At 49.5% G+C, this 16,804-nt stretch carries 6 protein-coding genes and 1 CRISPR repeat array; all 6 genes read right to left on the reverse strand.

Annotated elements, in window-relative coordinates; genetic code table 11:
* Positions 1-804 precede the first annotated feature (804 nt).
* Positions 805-8,639: a CRISPR direct-repeat array (repeat unit 33 nt; unit sequence GTTTCAATCCACGCACCTCGTGTGAGGTGCGAC).
* A gap of 263 nt (positions 8,640-8,902) precedes the next feature.
* Positions 8,903-9,802: a type I-C CRISPR-associated protein Cas7/Csd2 gene (cas7c, locus tag QZQ46_RS03020; RefSeq protein ID WP_296826696.1), complete on the reverse strand. Its 900-nt coding sequence runs from the start codon at positions 9,800-9,802 to the stop codon at positions 8,903-8,905.
* A gap of 12 nt (positions 9,803-9,814) precedes the next feature.
* On the reverse strand, positions 9,815-11,812 hold the full coding sequence (gene cas8c / locus QZQ46_RS03025; protein ID WP_296826698.1) for a type I-C CRISPR-associated protein Cas8c/Csd1: 1,998 nt from the start codon (positions 11,810-11,812) through the stop codon (positions 9,815-9,817).
* Positions 11,809-12,525, reverse strand: coding sequence for a type I-C CRISPR-associated protein Cas5c (gene cas5c / locus QZQ46_RS03030; protein WP_296826700.1), 717 nt, complete (start codon positions 12,523-12,525; stop codon positions 11,809-11,811). Before cas5c ends, cas8c begins: the two co-directional genes overlap by 4 nt.
* Positions 12,526-12,537: 12 nt before the next feature.
* Positions 12,538-15,009 (reverse strand): CRISPR-associated helicase Cas3', encoded by a 2,472-nt coding sequence (gene cas3, locus QZQ46_RS03035; protein ID WP_296826702.1) that lies wholly within the window; start codon positions 15,007-15,009, stop codon positions 12,538-12,540.
* A gap of 803 nt (positions 15,010-15,812) precedes the next feature.
* Entirely contained in the window at positions 15,813-16,181 is a 369-nt protein-coding gene (locus QZQ46_RS03040) for a cupin domain-containing protein (protein WP_296826704.1), read from the reverse strand.
* Positions 16,166-16,738: a cupin domain-containing protein gene (locus QZQ46_RS03045; RefSeq protein ID WP_296826706.1), complete on the reverse strand. Its 573-nt coding sequence runs from the start codon at positions 16,736-16,738 to the stop codon at positions 16,166-16,168. Before QZQ46_RS03045 ends, QZQ46_RS03040 begins: the two co-directional genes overlap by 16 nt.
* Positions 16,739-16,804: the final 66 nt, after the last annotated feature.

Genomic DNA, 16,804 nt, shown 5'->3' on the forward strand with positions numbered 1-16,804 from the left:
CACGTCCATTCGCGGTGGATGATTTAGTTGGCACCCCAATATTTGACAAAGAGCCCATTTTTTGATTCACGCACCCATGAAGGGTGCGACATGTAGCCGGAATACCCAACACTTTTTCAAGTTGTTTCAATCCACGCACCCATGGCGGATGCGACTCATACGTATGGAATTACGATTGTCATAAGGGTGTTTCAATCCACGCCCCCCACAAAGGGTGCGACGCGCAACTTTTATCTTTTGGTTTCCGATGATGTCGTTTCAATCCACGCACCTCTTGCAAGGTGCGACCTACAAGGCCGAATGCCGGCGGCGAAGCTGGAATAGAACTCCGTTTAATATTATCTAAAAGTTGTTCTCCGACAGACCTTGGCTTTTTGGAGGCATGTAAAATTGTATTCCATCTTACCCATAGTTACCTCCTGACATTAACCTGGCCGTGAATGAAGATAATAGACGGGTTATTCTGGAAATTTGTATAAGCCTACTTAATACATTCGATGATAGGATCGATACCCTTTTAAAACAAACCAAGCAATCATGAGAGCGATAGTGATAATAAGAAGTGTAATACCTTTAGTCTTATTTTTTCTTTTTATTTCTCCTATGGAGTATTTACCAAGACCAATAAGAAAAAAGAATACGGCCCATAATATAAAATTCATAAATAACACCATCCTATCCTTCAATACATCTACATAATAAGTGCGCCTCTTTATACGTCATTACATCGCGACTCCTGGGGACCGTTTGCAATAGACGTTCATCGACGTTATAGCAATACGACAATAAATACACAAGGTAAAGGTTGCAATCCACGCACCCGTGAAGGGTGCGACGATAAAATAATAGGTCAGGACGAATGTTTCAGCGATGTTTCAATCCACACACCTATGAAAGGTGCGACGACTTTTCAAACAAAAGCTGCTAGGATGCTGTATATTTCAATCCACGCACCTCGTGTGAGGTGCGACAATAAGATAGTGGACCCCGACGGAATTAGTAGAAGTTTCAATCCACGCACCTCGTGTGAGGTGCGACTAACTGCGCCATGATATTGGCAGCCGACGGCGTGTTTCAATCCACGCACCTCGTGTGAGGTGCGACTACAGGCCAATGCAAGACTTTGCCGGCAAGGGCAGTTTCAATCCACGCACCTCGTGTGAGGTGCGACATCTATGGGCGCAGCTGTATCTTATCGACGGCGGAGTTTCAATCCACGCACCTCGTGTGAGGTGCGACCATTATATAGCCCTATTATACGCCCAATGTTCCCGTTTCAATCCACGCACCTCGTGTGAGGTGCGACTCAAGCGTTATCGTCTGGCGTCTTACAGGGCGATGTTTCAATCCACGCACCTCGTGTGAGGTGCGACTTTGTCGCGTACCAACGGTCCCGGGACAAGTAAGTGTTTCAATCCACGCACCTCGTGTGAGGTGCGACCCTAGAAACGTTATCTTGGACGTTATGGCGGCAGCGGTTTCAATCCACGCACCTCGTGTGAGGTGCGACATTACCGGGAAGCGGCTAACATCCGCATCCCGAGAGTTTCAATCCACGCACCTCGTGTGAGGTGCGACAAGCAGCTCGTAAACGGGCCGAAAAAGAAAGAGAAGTTTCAATCCACGCACCTCGTGTGAGGTGCGACGAAGCCCGTGTCCAGCCCGCTATTGTCGACCACGTTTCAATCCACGCACCTCGTGTGAGGTGCGACGAGAGCTGCCTTGATAATGCTGTTTGGAGAGTCATAGTTTCAATCCACGCACCTCGTGTGAGGTGCGACATCGCTTTTCAATCGTATCTGATGTTTGCTCTTCGTTTCAATCCACGCACCTCGTGTAAGGTGCGACGAAGTCATTCGTTTTGTTTTTCGTGGTGCTGGTGTTTCAATCCACGCACCTCGTGTGAGGTGCGACTTTCATTTTACTGTAAGCACCTTGTTCCGACTGCGTTTCAATCCACGCACCTCGTGTGAGGTGCGACACTGCACACCGGCAAAGCTGCAATTCCAGATTCCGTTTCAATCCACGCACCTCGTGTGAGGTGCGACTGCCGGTTAGTACCCCGGCGCGTGTCACAACGTCGTTTCAATCCACGCACCTCGTGTGAGGTGCGACCTGGCCTATCCCAACGCGCTCGATGACGAGCGCATGTTTCAATCCACGCACCTCGTGTGAGGTGCGACTATCATGATATCGATGACAACTACGAGACATATGTTTCAATCCACGCACCTCTTGCGAGGTGCGACCGTGGCCGAAACTTAATTCATCTATCAGTTTTTCGCGTTTCAATCCACGCACCTCTTGCGAGGTGCGACAGGCGGCCATTTTCAACTACAAATTCGTTTCGAGTTTCAATCCACGCACCTCTTGCGAGGTGCGACTGAAAACCTCATTTACGGCCGACTCGTCAAGCTGCTGTTTCAATCCACGCACCTCTTGCGAGGTGCGACGCCGTCTACACTCGATAATAGCGGACGCATCGACGTTTCAATCCACGCACCTCTTGCGAGGTGCGACAATAAGCTTGTTAAGCGATACTCACATAGTTATGGCGTTTCAATCCACGCACCTCTTGCGAGGTGCGACTTTTTGGTCAGGACGATGGAGTCGGACTGTAAATGTTTCAATCCACGCACCTCTTGCGAGGTGCGACAGATGCCCACGGGCGACGGGATTGAGTGGAACGGTGTTTCAATCCACGCACCTCTTGCGAGGTGCGACCCAATATCGGTCTATTTCGAGAAAATTCCAAAAAGTTTCAATCCACGCACCTCTTGCGAGGTGCGACTCTGTCACCGGTTAGTCCGTGCGGTCCGGCGATCCCGTTTCAATCCACGCACCTCTTGCGAGGTGCGACCAAAGAATTTGACGTCCCGGTGCCGGAAGCCGAAGTTTCAATCCACGCACCTCGTGTGAGGTGCGACCGGCTCGCCCCCGTAGCGATATGCAATTTTCTGGTTTCAATCCACGCACCTCGTGTGAGGTGCGACGAGCATCCAAAACGAGGTATTGCAGCTTATCACGGTTTCAATCCACGCACCTCGTGTGAGGTGCGACCGCTCCAATTCCCGGCGTCGTATTCTTGCTTGAGGTTTCAATCCACGCACCTCGTGTGAGGTGCGACAGGGTAATTTCTCCATCAAGCTTGCCGACAAGATGTTTCAATCCACGCACCTCGTGTGAGGTGCGACCGTGAGCTATAACGGGGGATCGTTTTTGGTAGATGTTTCAATCCACGCACCTCGTGTGAGGTGCGACGCCTATTAATGATCCGCGGGTTGCAGATAAATTGTTTCAATCCACGCACCTCGTGTGAGGTGCGACTAGAATTTTCGTTTTTCCGCGATACGCCGGTTAACGTTTCAATCCACGCACCTCGTGTGAGGTGCGACGTCGTGGCCGCATCAACGCAACAAAATACTTGATGTTTCAATCCACGCACCTCGTGTGAGGTGCGACGCTAGGAAGTGAGCAATTCGACTTTTCACAGATGGTTTCAATCCACGCACCTCGTGTGAGGTGCGACTCATGTTTACGGTGGACAACGTTAAGATGCTGATTGTTTCAATCCACGCACCTCGTGTGAGGTGCGACTTTAGACGGAATGACATTATAGGAGGCATAAATGGTTTCAATCCACGCACCTCGTGTGAGGTGCGACATGATATTACCTCCCTTATTTTTTCAAATTTATGTTTCAATCCACGCACCTCGTGTGAGGTGCGACCCGGCTACGACTTATCTACATTAACGGAAGGAGCAGAGTTTCAATCCACGCACCTCGTGTGAGGTGCGACTTGGCGGCACGCAAACGCGCGAGGTCAAAGAGGGCGTTTCAATCCACGCACCTCGTGTGAGGTGCGACTCCTAGGTATTGAATATGACGACAAAGATCACATTGTTTCAATCCACGCACCTCGTGTGAGGTGCGACGCTGGCCGCGCTGGAACGTCATCATAGCGATAGCGGTTTCAATCCACGCACCTCGTGTGAGGTGCGACAATTGTTGTTAAATAAGGAGGCAAAACAATGAATGTTTCAATCCACGCACCTCGTGTGAGGTGCGACCATTTCTGCAACCAATTTGACCGAGTCTGTACGGTTTCAATCCACGCACCTCGTGTGAGGTGCGACTAGCTGCTGAGGTCCTCCGCCTGGATGGACAGTTCGTTTCAATCCACGCACCTCGTGTGAGGTGCGACCGGATAGCCTTAATTTTATTCGTTTCTTTTTCTACTAGTTTCAATCCACGCACCTCGTGTGAGGTGCGACGCACATCATCATCACTCCTTTTTGCGCATAAAAGTTTCAATCCACGCACCTCGTGTGAGGTGCGACGGTCAACTAAAAACGCCCATTCAAAAGAGCAGGCGTTTCAATCCACGCACCTCGTGTGAGGTGCGACACGACAAGCTTAAGGGCTTGCGTGACCTGTTTTTGTTTCAATCCACGCACCTCGTGTGAGGTGCGACGGCTGCTGTATCGCAACCCCGCAGCAGGGGTCCGGTTTCAATCCACGCACCTCGTGTGAGGTGCGACTATTTCGGAAGCCGAGCACATGAAGGCACAGAATGTTTCAATCCACGCACCTCGTGTGAGGTGCGACCTAGAGGAAAAACCAGCAGCTGCTGGCGCGAACCAGTTTCAATCCACGCACCTCGTGTGAGGTGCGACACTCTTTGGCCGTCATATGATACCCCCTTACAGCGTTTCAATCCACGCACCTCGTGTGAGGTGCGACTCAGGTAGTTTCCAAACTTCCCGCCAAGGTCGCCGTTTCAATCCACGCACCTCGTGTGAGGTGCGACAGCCGCCAAAAACGTCAGGTAGCCGCCAATGGCGTTTCAATCCACGCACCTCGTGTGAGGTGCGACTATTGGATTTCGACGCATCAAAATCAGCCCTCATGTTTCAATCCACGCACCTCGTGTGAGGTGCGACGATCGATGATGACGACCTCGGATTGGATGATTATGTTTCAATCCACGCACCTCGTGTGAGGTGCGACGGCGACCAGCAGGATGCATTCTATCAGTCCTGCGTCGTTTCAATCCACGCACCTCGTGTGAGGTGCGACGTTGAAATACATAAATGAGAGAGCATTTGACGAAGTTTCAATCCACGCACCTCGTGTGAGGTGCGACATCGGGCTAAAGCCCGATAGAAAGACAGGTACAGGTTTCAATCCACGCACCTCGTGTGAGGTGCGACCTTGGTTAATTTGATCCCCTCAACAACGATTCCATGTTTCAATCCACGCACCTCGTGTGAGGTGCGACCTTACCGCTTGCATCGGCATTGCATCCGTCTTCGGGTTTCAATCCACGCACCTCGTGTGAGGTGCGACGCTATCACAACTTAATTCGCAAGCAATTCCATGCGTTTCAATCCACGCACCTCGTGTGAGGTGCGACGGTAGATGAATCGCGATTGTTAGTTTTTGACGGCGTTTCAATCCACGCACCTCGTGTGAGGTGCGACGTCCCAAGGTAACACATTGTAGAGATGGGCAGGCGTTTCAATCCACGCACCTCGTGTGAGGTGCGACATGCAGGCGGAAGATAGAGTACATCGTATCGGCCAGGTTTCAATCCACGCACCTCGTGTGAGGTGCGACTCAATTCTTATCCCGCTTCCGGTCCGTTATGCTGTTTCAATCCACGCACCTCGTGTGAGGTGCGACTGTAACATTTACGGACGGGTAATCAAGCGTCAAGTTTCAATCCACGCACCTCGTGTGAGGTGCGACGGACCGGCCGCCGTCTTTAAACGGTATTCCAACTGTTTCAATCCACGCACCTCGTGTGAGGTGCGACCAATGAGCTTCAACCGGCGCCGAAACGCCTTGTCGTTTCAATCCACGCACCTCGTGTGAGGTGCGACCCCAAGCGTCCCGGGCTTCCTTTGTTTCAAAAGCGTTTCAATCCACGCACCTCGTGTGAGGTGCGACGCTCAGAAACAGTGTCGGAAATGGGTTCATAGTGTTTCAATCCACGCACCTCGTGTGAGGTGCGACACAACGAGGAGCTCACCAAGCAGATTGAGACGATGTTTCAATCCACGCACCTCGTGTGAGGTGCGACACTTAACAAGGTACTGGACAGCGGAGCAGAGCCGGGTTTCAATCCACGCACCTCGTGTGAGGTGCGACGTTTGACAGAGCTACAATCGCAAAAATGCAAAGCTGTTTCAATCCACGCACCTCGTGTGAGGTGCGACAACCATAACCTTTAGCATCTATTAAATTACAAAAGTTTCAATCCACGCACCTCGTGTGAGGTGCGACGTTCTCCGTCCTGCGGGTAGCACCAATCCGGCGCGTTTCAATCCACGCACCTCGTGTGAGGTGCGACGATGATCCCCCCGGGGTCCTAAAATTTTTAAGCAGTTTCAATCCACGCACCTCGTGTGAGGTGCGACGTAAGTCGCGGATGGATGGTAACGCCCGCTTGGGCGTTTCAATCCACGCACCTCGTGTGAGGTGCGACCCATTATTTCATCTATTTCTTGCTGATATTTAGCGTTTCAATCCACGCACCTCGTGTGAGGTGCGACGCGAGTCCACATGTATCCAGCACTAACTGGAGATGTTTCAATCCACGCACCTCGTGTGAGGTGCGACAGCATTACCTGTATCTTTGCCGGAAGGACTGCGGGTTTCAATCCACGCACCTCGTGTGAGGTGCGACAATCCAACTCCGACGCAATTACGATATATCAACGTTTCAATCCACGCACCTCGTGTGAGGTGCGACAAAAAAGGACCTTGCGTCGATATGTAACGTGCTTCGTTTCAATCCACGCACCTCGTGTGAGGTGCGACCGCGAAGATATCCGGCCGCTAAAAAACGGCGAAGTTTCAATCCACGCACCTCGTGTGAGGTGCGACAATATCTATTTAACTGTTTTTTCTCTTTTAGTTTGTTTCAATCCACGCACCTCGTGTGAGGTGCGACTTCGAGTCTGTCGGGTGCCCGGCGTTATACGCAGTTTCAATCCACGCACCTCGTGTGAGGTGCGACTCACTCATATTGTTTTAATCTGAATTATGTATTGTTTCAATCCACGCACCTCGTGTGAGGTGCGACGATACGCAAGACACTAACACCGTAGATGACTTCCAAGTTTCAATCCACGCACCTCGTGTGAGGTGCGACATAGGTTGCATCGGCGCCGTCATCGTTCCACCGGTTTCAATCCACGCACCTCGTGTGAGGTGCGACGGGCCATCGTGCAATAGCCACGATCAACAGAGTCGTTTCAATCCACGCACCTCGTGTGAGGTGCGACTGTGAAATCAGCACCGTTTCGATTCAGCTTAGAATTGTTTCAATCCACGCACCTCGTGTGAGGTGCGACCGAAGCGTCCTGTCCTGGCCGCACCGTAGAACTGGTTTCAATCCACGCACCTCGTGTGAGGTGCGACGGCGGGCTATACCCCAAATAGTGTCGCCGTCTTGTTTCAATCCACGCACCTCGTGTGAGGTGCGACATCGTGAAATTGGTCAACGCTTTTTACAGCTTGTAGTTTCAATCCACGCACCTCGTGTGAGGTGCGACGCTATTGCCATTGTTATTACGACTTCTAGCCAACGGTTTCAATCCACGCACCTCGTGTGAGGTGCGACTTTTCGACCTCTTTTTCTAAAATGTCCATTCTGTGTTTCAATCCACGCACCTCGTGTGAGGTGCGACGCCGGCGGTGAGTGGACGCGCTTCGGGAAATACGTTTCAATCCACGCACCTCGTGTGAGGTGCGACGCGGTCTCTGTTTCCGCCAGTCTCCGCGCATTGTGGTTTCAATCCACGCACCTCGTGTGAGGTGCGACTATCCGGGACAGCAACTAAAAATAAGGAGATAAGTTTCAATCCACGCACCTCGTGTGAGGTGCGACCTGGTATTAACTAACGAAGAAGCCGACTACTTTTTGTTTCAATCCACGCACCTCGTGTGAGGTGCGACGCCTTATTAATACCGCCACCTATCAGCCCGAACAGGTTTCAATCCACGCACCTCGTGTGAGGTGCGACCCAAGCATCCCTATCGGCCTTGCTGTCAAAAGCGTAGTTTCAATCCACGCACCTCGTGTGAGGTGCGACTCTTTGATTTGCCGTCATCATCATCGTCGAAGTTGTTTCAATCCACGCACCTCGTGTGAGGTGCGACGATTAGTAACGCCGCCAGTCATAACAAGCAAAAGAGTTTCAATCCACGCACCTCGTGTGAGGTGCGACTTCCGATGTGCTTTATATCGTGTTAATAGGTTTTGGTTTCAATCCACGCACCTCGTGTGAGGTGCGACAATCGGGGAAAGGGCGATAAAGATGTATGGAAGCGTTTCAATCCACGCACCTCGTGTGAGGTGCGACTCTCTGAGTTCAGCATAATATGCTGGTTTGACGTGTTTCAATCCACGCACCTCGTGTGAGGTGCGACTCGTCGTACCTAGACGGCTACCGCATCCATTCTTGTTTCAATCCACGCACCTCGTGTGAGGTGCGACGGCCATGCCGCGAACACCAAGGGTGTGCATCAAGTTTCAATCCACGCACCTCGTGTGAGGTGCGACAGTAGCTACACGTTGACCACTTTTGCCGACATCGTTTCAATCCACGCACCTCGTGTGAGGTGCGACGGCAAAAGGACAGTTTTACCGTCTCTTTTGCTTGTATCCATGGGGTATAATGCCACAGATACGGTTCTTTCTTACTAAATTTAGGGATTTCATCAGATTTTTTATGTTTTGTTTAAGACTTTTGGTGGCTGATATGGTGTTCACTACACCTTCGCACTGTATAATTTACTTTTACACAGGTTGCGATTCGCAATCTCCGGCATAGATTTTGACACCATATCCGCCTACCATTGCAAAAATCGGATTCCCTTTTCCAGCATTACTTACTGGATTTTTTCGCCTTCTTGATAGATTTCAATATTGAGGCCTTCGATATTCTTCAAGGCGCTGTCATCGATGGCGTAGTCGTCAAAGGTATGAGGGGCCGTAACGTCTTCTTTCAAGTTAGACGTAATACTATGATGAACTCGGGCCGACGAGGCGTTACCGGTTTTATTGTTATGGCGAACCCAATAGAATTTCGTCATTTCAATACTGCCTTCCGGCCGAGCTGAGGAAGCATCGTTTTCAAATAAGGTGACCAAGGCTTCTTTTACCTTTTCTGAATCTTCTTCGCTAAAGCCCGTTTTTTCAGCCGATTGGACGTTGATGCTGCCGACGATTTTATAGACGCCGAAGTCAACGCGATGTTTCATCCCCATCGTATCGGAACCTTTTTTATCCCCCGGTTCAGTGTTAACGCTTTTTGTAATCTGCATGCTGGTAATGATGACCGGATTCAGGCTGACTGCCGTATGAACTGACACAGGACCGCGCACACCAATAGAAACAGCGTCAATCCCTGTCGCCTTTTTAAGGGCAAAGACCTGACCAAAGGCACGGACATCAGTCCAAATTTTGCAGGCTTCGTCAGCAAATAATTTTGCTCGTCCCGTATCTTTTTCTTTCATAGCCAAGGGCTTTTTCATGGCTTCTTCACTCTCTACTCTAGTCCGGATACTGTCACAACCGTCATCACAGCGTTCGTTGGACTGAACTAAAATCCGTTCGCCCATATCCTGCAGGCGATTACGAATCTTGCGCTTAATGCAGACGTCAGAAATTTCACCGTAGCCGTCGTAATCACTGCGCGGCTGATTCCCGTTCAAAGGATCCCCATTGGGATTGGCATGGTCTACGGTAATGAAGCCAATAAAGTCAATTTTGTTTGCTAATGTAGTCATGATAATTCCTCCCTATTTCGTTTCATCTGACTGATTCGTTGTATTATTGTCTGCATTCTTACTTTCTCTCAACGCTTTTTCTTTCTTCCGTTCTTCAATGATCTGCTGAATAGAAAATTGCTGACTGTAGAATCCAAGCAGGAATCGACTTCCCAAAGGGGCGTCGGAGACAAAATCTTCTTCTTGAAAAAGGTTCATGATTTTGGCTAAAAGTTTCCGTTCTTCTCCGTATGGTTCCCGTTTCTGCATATACGGGAGCAGGCGATTGTGAATGGTCATCCACGTCGTCGCCGGACGCATGGAAAAGACTTCCATATACTTCATAGCGTTCGTAATCCGTGAACCCCGTTCGTCACCCTTAAAAGTGGACCGTTCCAACTGATCGGCTACAGCCAGCATTCTCCCAAAAAGATAATCACGATTTCGATTCGTTTCATCAAGTGCCACAGTATATACCTCCTCTGGATGGACTTCATTCCATCGATTGCAAATTATGGTACAAGCAGGTTCCAAAATTCCCTGCCTCCACTGATAATATTTATCACCGGTCGCTTGATTTGCCCGGGTGACGACGCGTTGGACGATACACCGTTCGAGATTGAGCGGCAAAGGCCGGCCTTGTACGATGCAATAGAAGATGCGTTCCAGTTCCATCTTCATTTTTGTATCACTGACGTTTTCACCGTAACAGGCTTTGATGAGGCTGCGAGGTGACGGTACGCCAAAATAGCGCAGGGACGAATTTTTTTCTTTATCATATTTGTGTTGAGCCCAGCGGCCGGAAATATGCCACTTTTCCACTCGTTTCGTAAAATCAGTTCCTGAAAATTCATCATAATAGCAAATCGACAATCGTCCCGGTGTTGCCGCATCGAGGACCATGACATTGGCCTGAACAGTCGGGTCTTTTTTTAATTCATGGTAGTAGCCAGTAATAGCCTTGGTAAGGCTGTCTGCCCATTGTTTAAAGGTCTCTGGCCGTGTAACTTCCGAAGTTCCCCCTCCTCGGCGATGCATCAGATAATCGGTATCCGAAAAAACACCGGGAATCGGTTTCGAACTCCATGCCAAAAAGATACGGCCATCGCAATTATAGCCTTGATTTCGAACGAGCCACATCAAGGCATTCATAGCCTTTTGCGACGTTTCATAGCCAATGGACAAGCATTCATTTCCGTTTTCAAAGCGTCCGCGGAAGGTAAACCCGGCGTTATCATTGGAGGAAATGATTTTAGCTCCATCACCAGCAAACCGAATGCCCTTGGCGTGCTTATCGACAGGCATCATCATTTTTCCCGTTGCGTAGCAAAGTTCCGGCTCTTGAGGAAATTCATGCTCAAAAAACTTTATATATTGCTGCTGTACCTGCTGATCCTTCCACAACTCGACGGTTTTATCACCGGCAAGGATGACGCGGAACCGTACTAAGGCCTTTAAAAGATCACCGCTTGTTACCGAAAAAATCAATGGTTTCTCCCGGTCTTTGTCTTTATACGGCCATTTCTGCATAATTTTTCCGTTATCATCGCGATAGAGGACCGGCGGATTGGCCTTACAAAGGTCATCGATTACGTCGTGTCGGGTGACGTATTTATAGACGGCTTCTACCTTAGGATCGCTGTATGGTGACTGAACCCACTTGCCTAAGAGTTCTACGTACAGGGTATAAGGATGCTTCTCCTCTTTCCCGCCTTTTTTAGCTTTTTTCTCGCTATATAAGTCATAGTCACGGGCAATGTAGTTCAGCCGGTCATGCAGTGGATGTGGTGCCGGACTCGACGTCCGAGAGGCTGACTCCGGAGTGCTGGGCATAAGGGTCGGCTGTTCCTCTTTAGCAAGAGCCCTGGCCTGAACGAAGTTTCCCTCGCCGTCGATGGTGATTTCGATTTGGGCATTTTGGATAATATGCCCAATGGGAGGCAAGACGGCCTTGCTGCCGGCGACATCAGGCTTACCGGCTAAGGACGCATTTACGTCATAGGTCTTAACTAACTGCGCAATCCAGCTCATAAGCTTTCTCCTTCCAACCCGGCTTCTTCCCTTTCAACAGGGCAGATATCTTCCGGGGTAAAGACTTTGGCCGTCCCTTTGCGGATATCCCGCACAAGGGTGCAGGCTTCCGGCCGAATAAAGCGAACGATGCCGTGTTCCATGACCGGCTGCCAGAGCCGAACCTGCAGCATGTCGCGACCCGTTTCATCAGGATAGTTAAAGCCGTGGAACATCGTACCTAAGGGAATGGCCGGGATATCGTCATAAAATCCCGGGACCTCGCCATAGGCGACAGGTTCGATATAGCCCTGACATTCCCGCGTGCCTAAGAAAATATCGCGGCGGCCGCCTCGTTCGACCATCCGTTTGGCAATGTTGTGGTGCTTATTTTCATTGCGGTCGCAAGCAAGGTCCGGCCGATGGAGATTGAACTCGAAATGTGCTTTTACTTCATAGCACACATCGCTCAAATACTTATAAATAGAGAGTTCATTACCGCCGCCGTAAACAATGGGTTTTACGCCTCGGGACTGGGTTCGTATTTCATTCATGACCCGCATCTCATCAATAAACCAGCAAATCGTAGGTTTCCAATAGCAGCTTTCGACGATACCCTTCAAGGCCTGATAGGTCGGCACGGCATAGGAGGCTTTTTCACCGCCCATGCGGGTAATGGGATCGGTGAATAAGGCCATCCTTCCGTACACTTTAAAGGTTATTTCATTTCGCAAAATATCCCCTCCTTAATAATTACAAAGTGGATTGGCCTGTTCTTCTAATTTGAGACCGATGGCCGGATCATAATTCGATGCGTTCAAAGCCAGTGGTCCCTGCAAGGTCTGAAAAATGGCCCCCATCCGCTGAAGCTGTTCCACTTCATAGGAAAAAGCATTGACCGTATACTGCTGAGCCGTCTTAAGTAAGGCCAAGAGTTTCTTAGGATCCTCAACCTCACCATTCAGAGCCGTAATTAAACCAGCCCCGTCTCCATAAGGCACGACAATACCGCTCGTTGCCGAGTCAATGACATAAAAGGCTCTTCCGGCATCACCAAAGGCCTGAGTATCACGGAGTAATGCCAAATCTGCTCCATTACCCAGTTCTTTACAAGCCTGCCAGCCCGCTTCATTAAGGGAAAGTAAATCCAGCAAAGTATTTCGGCTCGGCAATTCGTAGGATTTATTGCGCTCTCCTTGAGCAGCATAATATGCTTCAAAGTAGCGGGCCATATTCGTCGGCTGGAGAATGTCCTGAATCTCCATGGTATGAAGCAAGTCTGCAGCCACTTTGACACCGGTTTGGATATCGGGCAGCTTATCGAGCTTCTCCCCTTCCAAATGGAAAACCTTGACCACTCCGTATTCCATTTCACCGTGACGGTTGCAGCGGCCCGCTGCCTGGGCAATGGAAGCAAAGCCGGCCATAGCCCGATATACCGTCGTGAAGGATACGTCGACACCGGCTTCAATCAGCTGCGTTGAGATACAGATGAGCCTGCGCTTCGAGGTTCCACCATGAAGAGCCGCCAAAGCCTCCCTCATGCGGTCGATTTCATTCTTTCGATGGGCCGGGCACATCTTAGTACTCAAGTGAATGATGTCGACGTCGTCCTGACTCTCTTTGACCAAGTTTTGTAACGCTTGATAAATCGTTCGCGCCTGACGGGTCAGATTGACGATACAGAGGACACTGCCCCGTTCCCTCGCATCGTGCAGCAACCGGGGAGCCAACGTTTCCGCTGTATACAGTTCATCTTTCAAATACTCGAAGCGTACCCTCTGAAAAGCTTCAAAGGTGTCGTTTAAATTATCGATCATTTCACTGTCGACATGAATGGGAACGTCCATACGGTCTAATTGAGGCTGCGTCGCCGTACAGAGGACGGCCGTGACGCCGGCAAAATCCTTTAAGAAATTCATAGCCAAATTAAAGATATAGGTGCATTTTACCGGAAGGGTCTGAATTTCATCGAAAATGATGATGCTGTCGGCCAAGGCCTGAAGACGGCGAGCAGATTGACAGCTGCTGTCAAACAATGTGTTGAGGAACTGAACCTGGGTCGTAAAAATAACCGGCGTATCCCAACGTTCGGTCAATAACTTCCGCCAGTCCCGTTCTTCCTCACTCATGTCTTCCTTCGGCAATACGTTGGAATGGTGCTCCAACACGGCCTCATCAAACTGGAATACGTCGCGGATTTCCTTGGCATTCTGATCGATGATGGACGTATAAGGAATGACGACGATGATTCGCTTTTTATGGTATTTCTTAGCCTGAGCTAAGGCAAAGCGCATACTGGCCAATGTTTTTCCGCTCCCCGTCGGTACCGACAGAGAGTAGATGCCCGGTTTCTCCGTTCCAAAATGTTGGCAGGCATCACTGATTTTTTGCCGCTCCAAAGCAATGGCCCTGGCCTTACCCTCTGCCGGAAGGGCAAAGGAATGAAGCCGGTCTTCCAATTTTCCGGAAAAGAGATTCCACAGCTCATCGTAGTCCCAATCCTGGGTCAAAGAGGAACCTCCCATGAACTCAGCCGTATCCAATCGATCAGCGTCCACAAGCCAACTGAAGAGCAGCCTTTCAACCATGCCCCAGTAAAACCAATAAATTCGGTCTTCACTATTTTGATCCTTGCCGCCAGCTTTACTCGCCTTATTGATGAAGCCATCCAATTTTTCAACTTCATCAAGCGCCTTATTGAACAAATCATCCAACTCCGCCGGTGACAGGACGGATTCAAAAAAATAGGCTTCTTCCTCTGCGGTTTCAACGCCTTCTTTTTGAATACGCCGTACATAATCCGATTCACCGCGCTCACTCAAAAAATTCGCCAAGCCACCATGATGAGACATAACAGAAAGGCCGGCTAAATTGATGGTCTTCCCTACAAAATATCCCTCACGGTGACGATAACGGTTTCCTAAAAACTGGGCGCCACCGGTCGAATGGTCGATTTTGCCGCGATAGTGAGCTGCCTTTTTAGGATCCTCAAGGGCTAATCGAATATACTTCTGAAAAGGCATACACTCCCCACTCGACGTACTCTGACTTTTAGAAAAATCATGCAAAAGGCCAGTCAACTTTGCCAGGGCTCCTAAGCCCCAAGGTGTCGCCGCCGCTTCCATCTTTTCGGCTACATTCACCAAGTGATTTCGAAGAGGCTGCACTACAATCCGACCGTTCTCATCTTTTCGAAAATGCGCAATAATTTCCATATAATCTCCTATCGATACGCCGTCAGGCCAGTCCATGACGGTAAGCTGCAAGCCATGGACCGGTTCACGATGCTACACCTGACAAGAAACGATTGACATATATGTATCCATCAAACTAATTATACTACTATGTAATATCTATCACAAAGTTTATGCATTATAATTTGATAAAAATCCTTTCAAGGGCATTCCCTCTTTCTCTAAAACAACCATTGCAACGGATGATACAAAAGCCAACGTCCGGTTCACGACGTGACCTTCAATAAGAATAAATCGACATGCCATATATCCTTTGAGCTCATTATATCACCTTCACGATTAAAATGCAACACTTTACAACTATAACTTATATAAACAAATTAAAGCGCTCAATAAATCCTATACCGGCCGTATCCCTATAAAAGGGAATGTACAGCTACGTCCCCTTATCTCGGAAGGACCCGCATCACAGGACACTGTCGTTCCAATGGTTTGAGTATCCTACCCCCGACAGCAGCACAATCGATGTTGATGTATTCTTTATTGTTTCTCAGAAGTTCCCGGCTCAAAGCATAGTATTGAGTGCCGCCTCCGGAAACAACATCATAGCCTTTATTGCTAAGCCCTATGGCGGTCACTATTAATACCCCCTATCTTTTTGACAATGCATTTAACACAATTTTAATTCTATTATATTACAAAGCTAAAAATGAAGCCGTCAGTAAAAAGATAGTCCTCCTACAAAAAAAGACATATCGACCTGCCCTTGGCCGAAGCCAGGGAGCCATGTCGATATGTCTCATTTTTTATTATCGAAAATTATTTTATTGAGATACGCTGTTTTCCTCGACGATCCCATGGGAAGTTCCCTGAAGGGATGTGTATTCTCGATCGGGGAAATTGTACCAGGTCACGTCATGGTTATCGTGTAGGCTGATGGCGATATGGGCAAAGGTGCTGTTTGGCGCAGAGCCATGCCAATGGACGACGCCGGGCGGGCAATAAACGACGTCTCCGGGATGGAGGACTTCTACTTTACCGCCCTTTATTTGATGGTAGCCCACACCGTCGGTGGCAATCAAGATTTGCCCGGTCTTATGGCTGTGCCACCGGTTATAGGTTCCTTTGGGAAAGACGACATACATCCATTCCGGAGAACCCGCAGCGTTCGGCTTTGTCAGTACCTTCCCCAAATAGACGGGATGATTAAAATTAGGCGACGCATAGGGTTCCGGTGAAGAAGGGAACAGAAAGGCGTCGTTTTTTTTCCGGCAGCCTTCGTCTTTCCCGTATCGGAAAAATGGATATTTTCATATTCCTCAGGGCTCAGCGGTCCCGTATGGACGGCAGGAGCGCTTTCAGGCGCCTTCCAGTTTTTATCGTAAATGACGATTTGCTGAAAGGCCGAATCTTTGACGGCACCGTGAAAATGGCTGACACCGGCCGGAACCTGGACGACATCACCGGGGTTGATGAGGACAGCCTCTTTCCCCCATTCCTGATAAATCCCTTGCCCGGCGACTCCCACGACGGTCATAGCCCCATGGGCATGCCAGCCGCTGTAGCTCCCCGGTTCGAAGGTAATGACATTGGTCTGGGGAACCTGATAGACATCGTCGGCCTCAATCAGATCATGGCGATGAACGGTCCCGACGAAGCGATCAGAAATATCGACGCCCACCGGAAACGGCATCTTGTGCGGTTCAGCTGCATCGACGGCCGTAACCGGCAGCATAGACAACATCATCATAAAAAGCAAAATCCATCTTACCATACGTCTCACATCTTTTAAAAAAATAATCTCACTCATCCCGAT

It is taken from the genome of uncultured Megasphaera sp. (assembly GCF_900539295.1).
GTDB lineage: Bacteria > Bacillota > Negativicutes > Veillonellales > Megasphaeraceae > Megasphaera.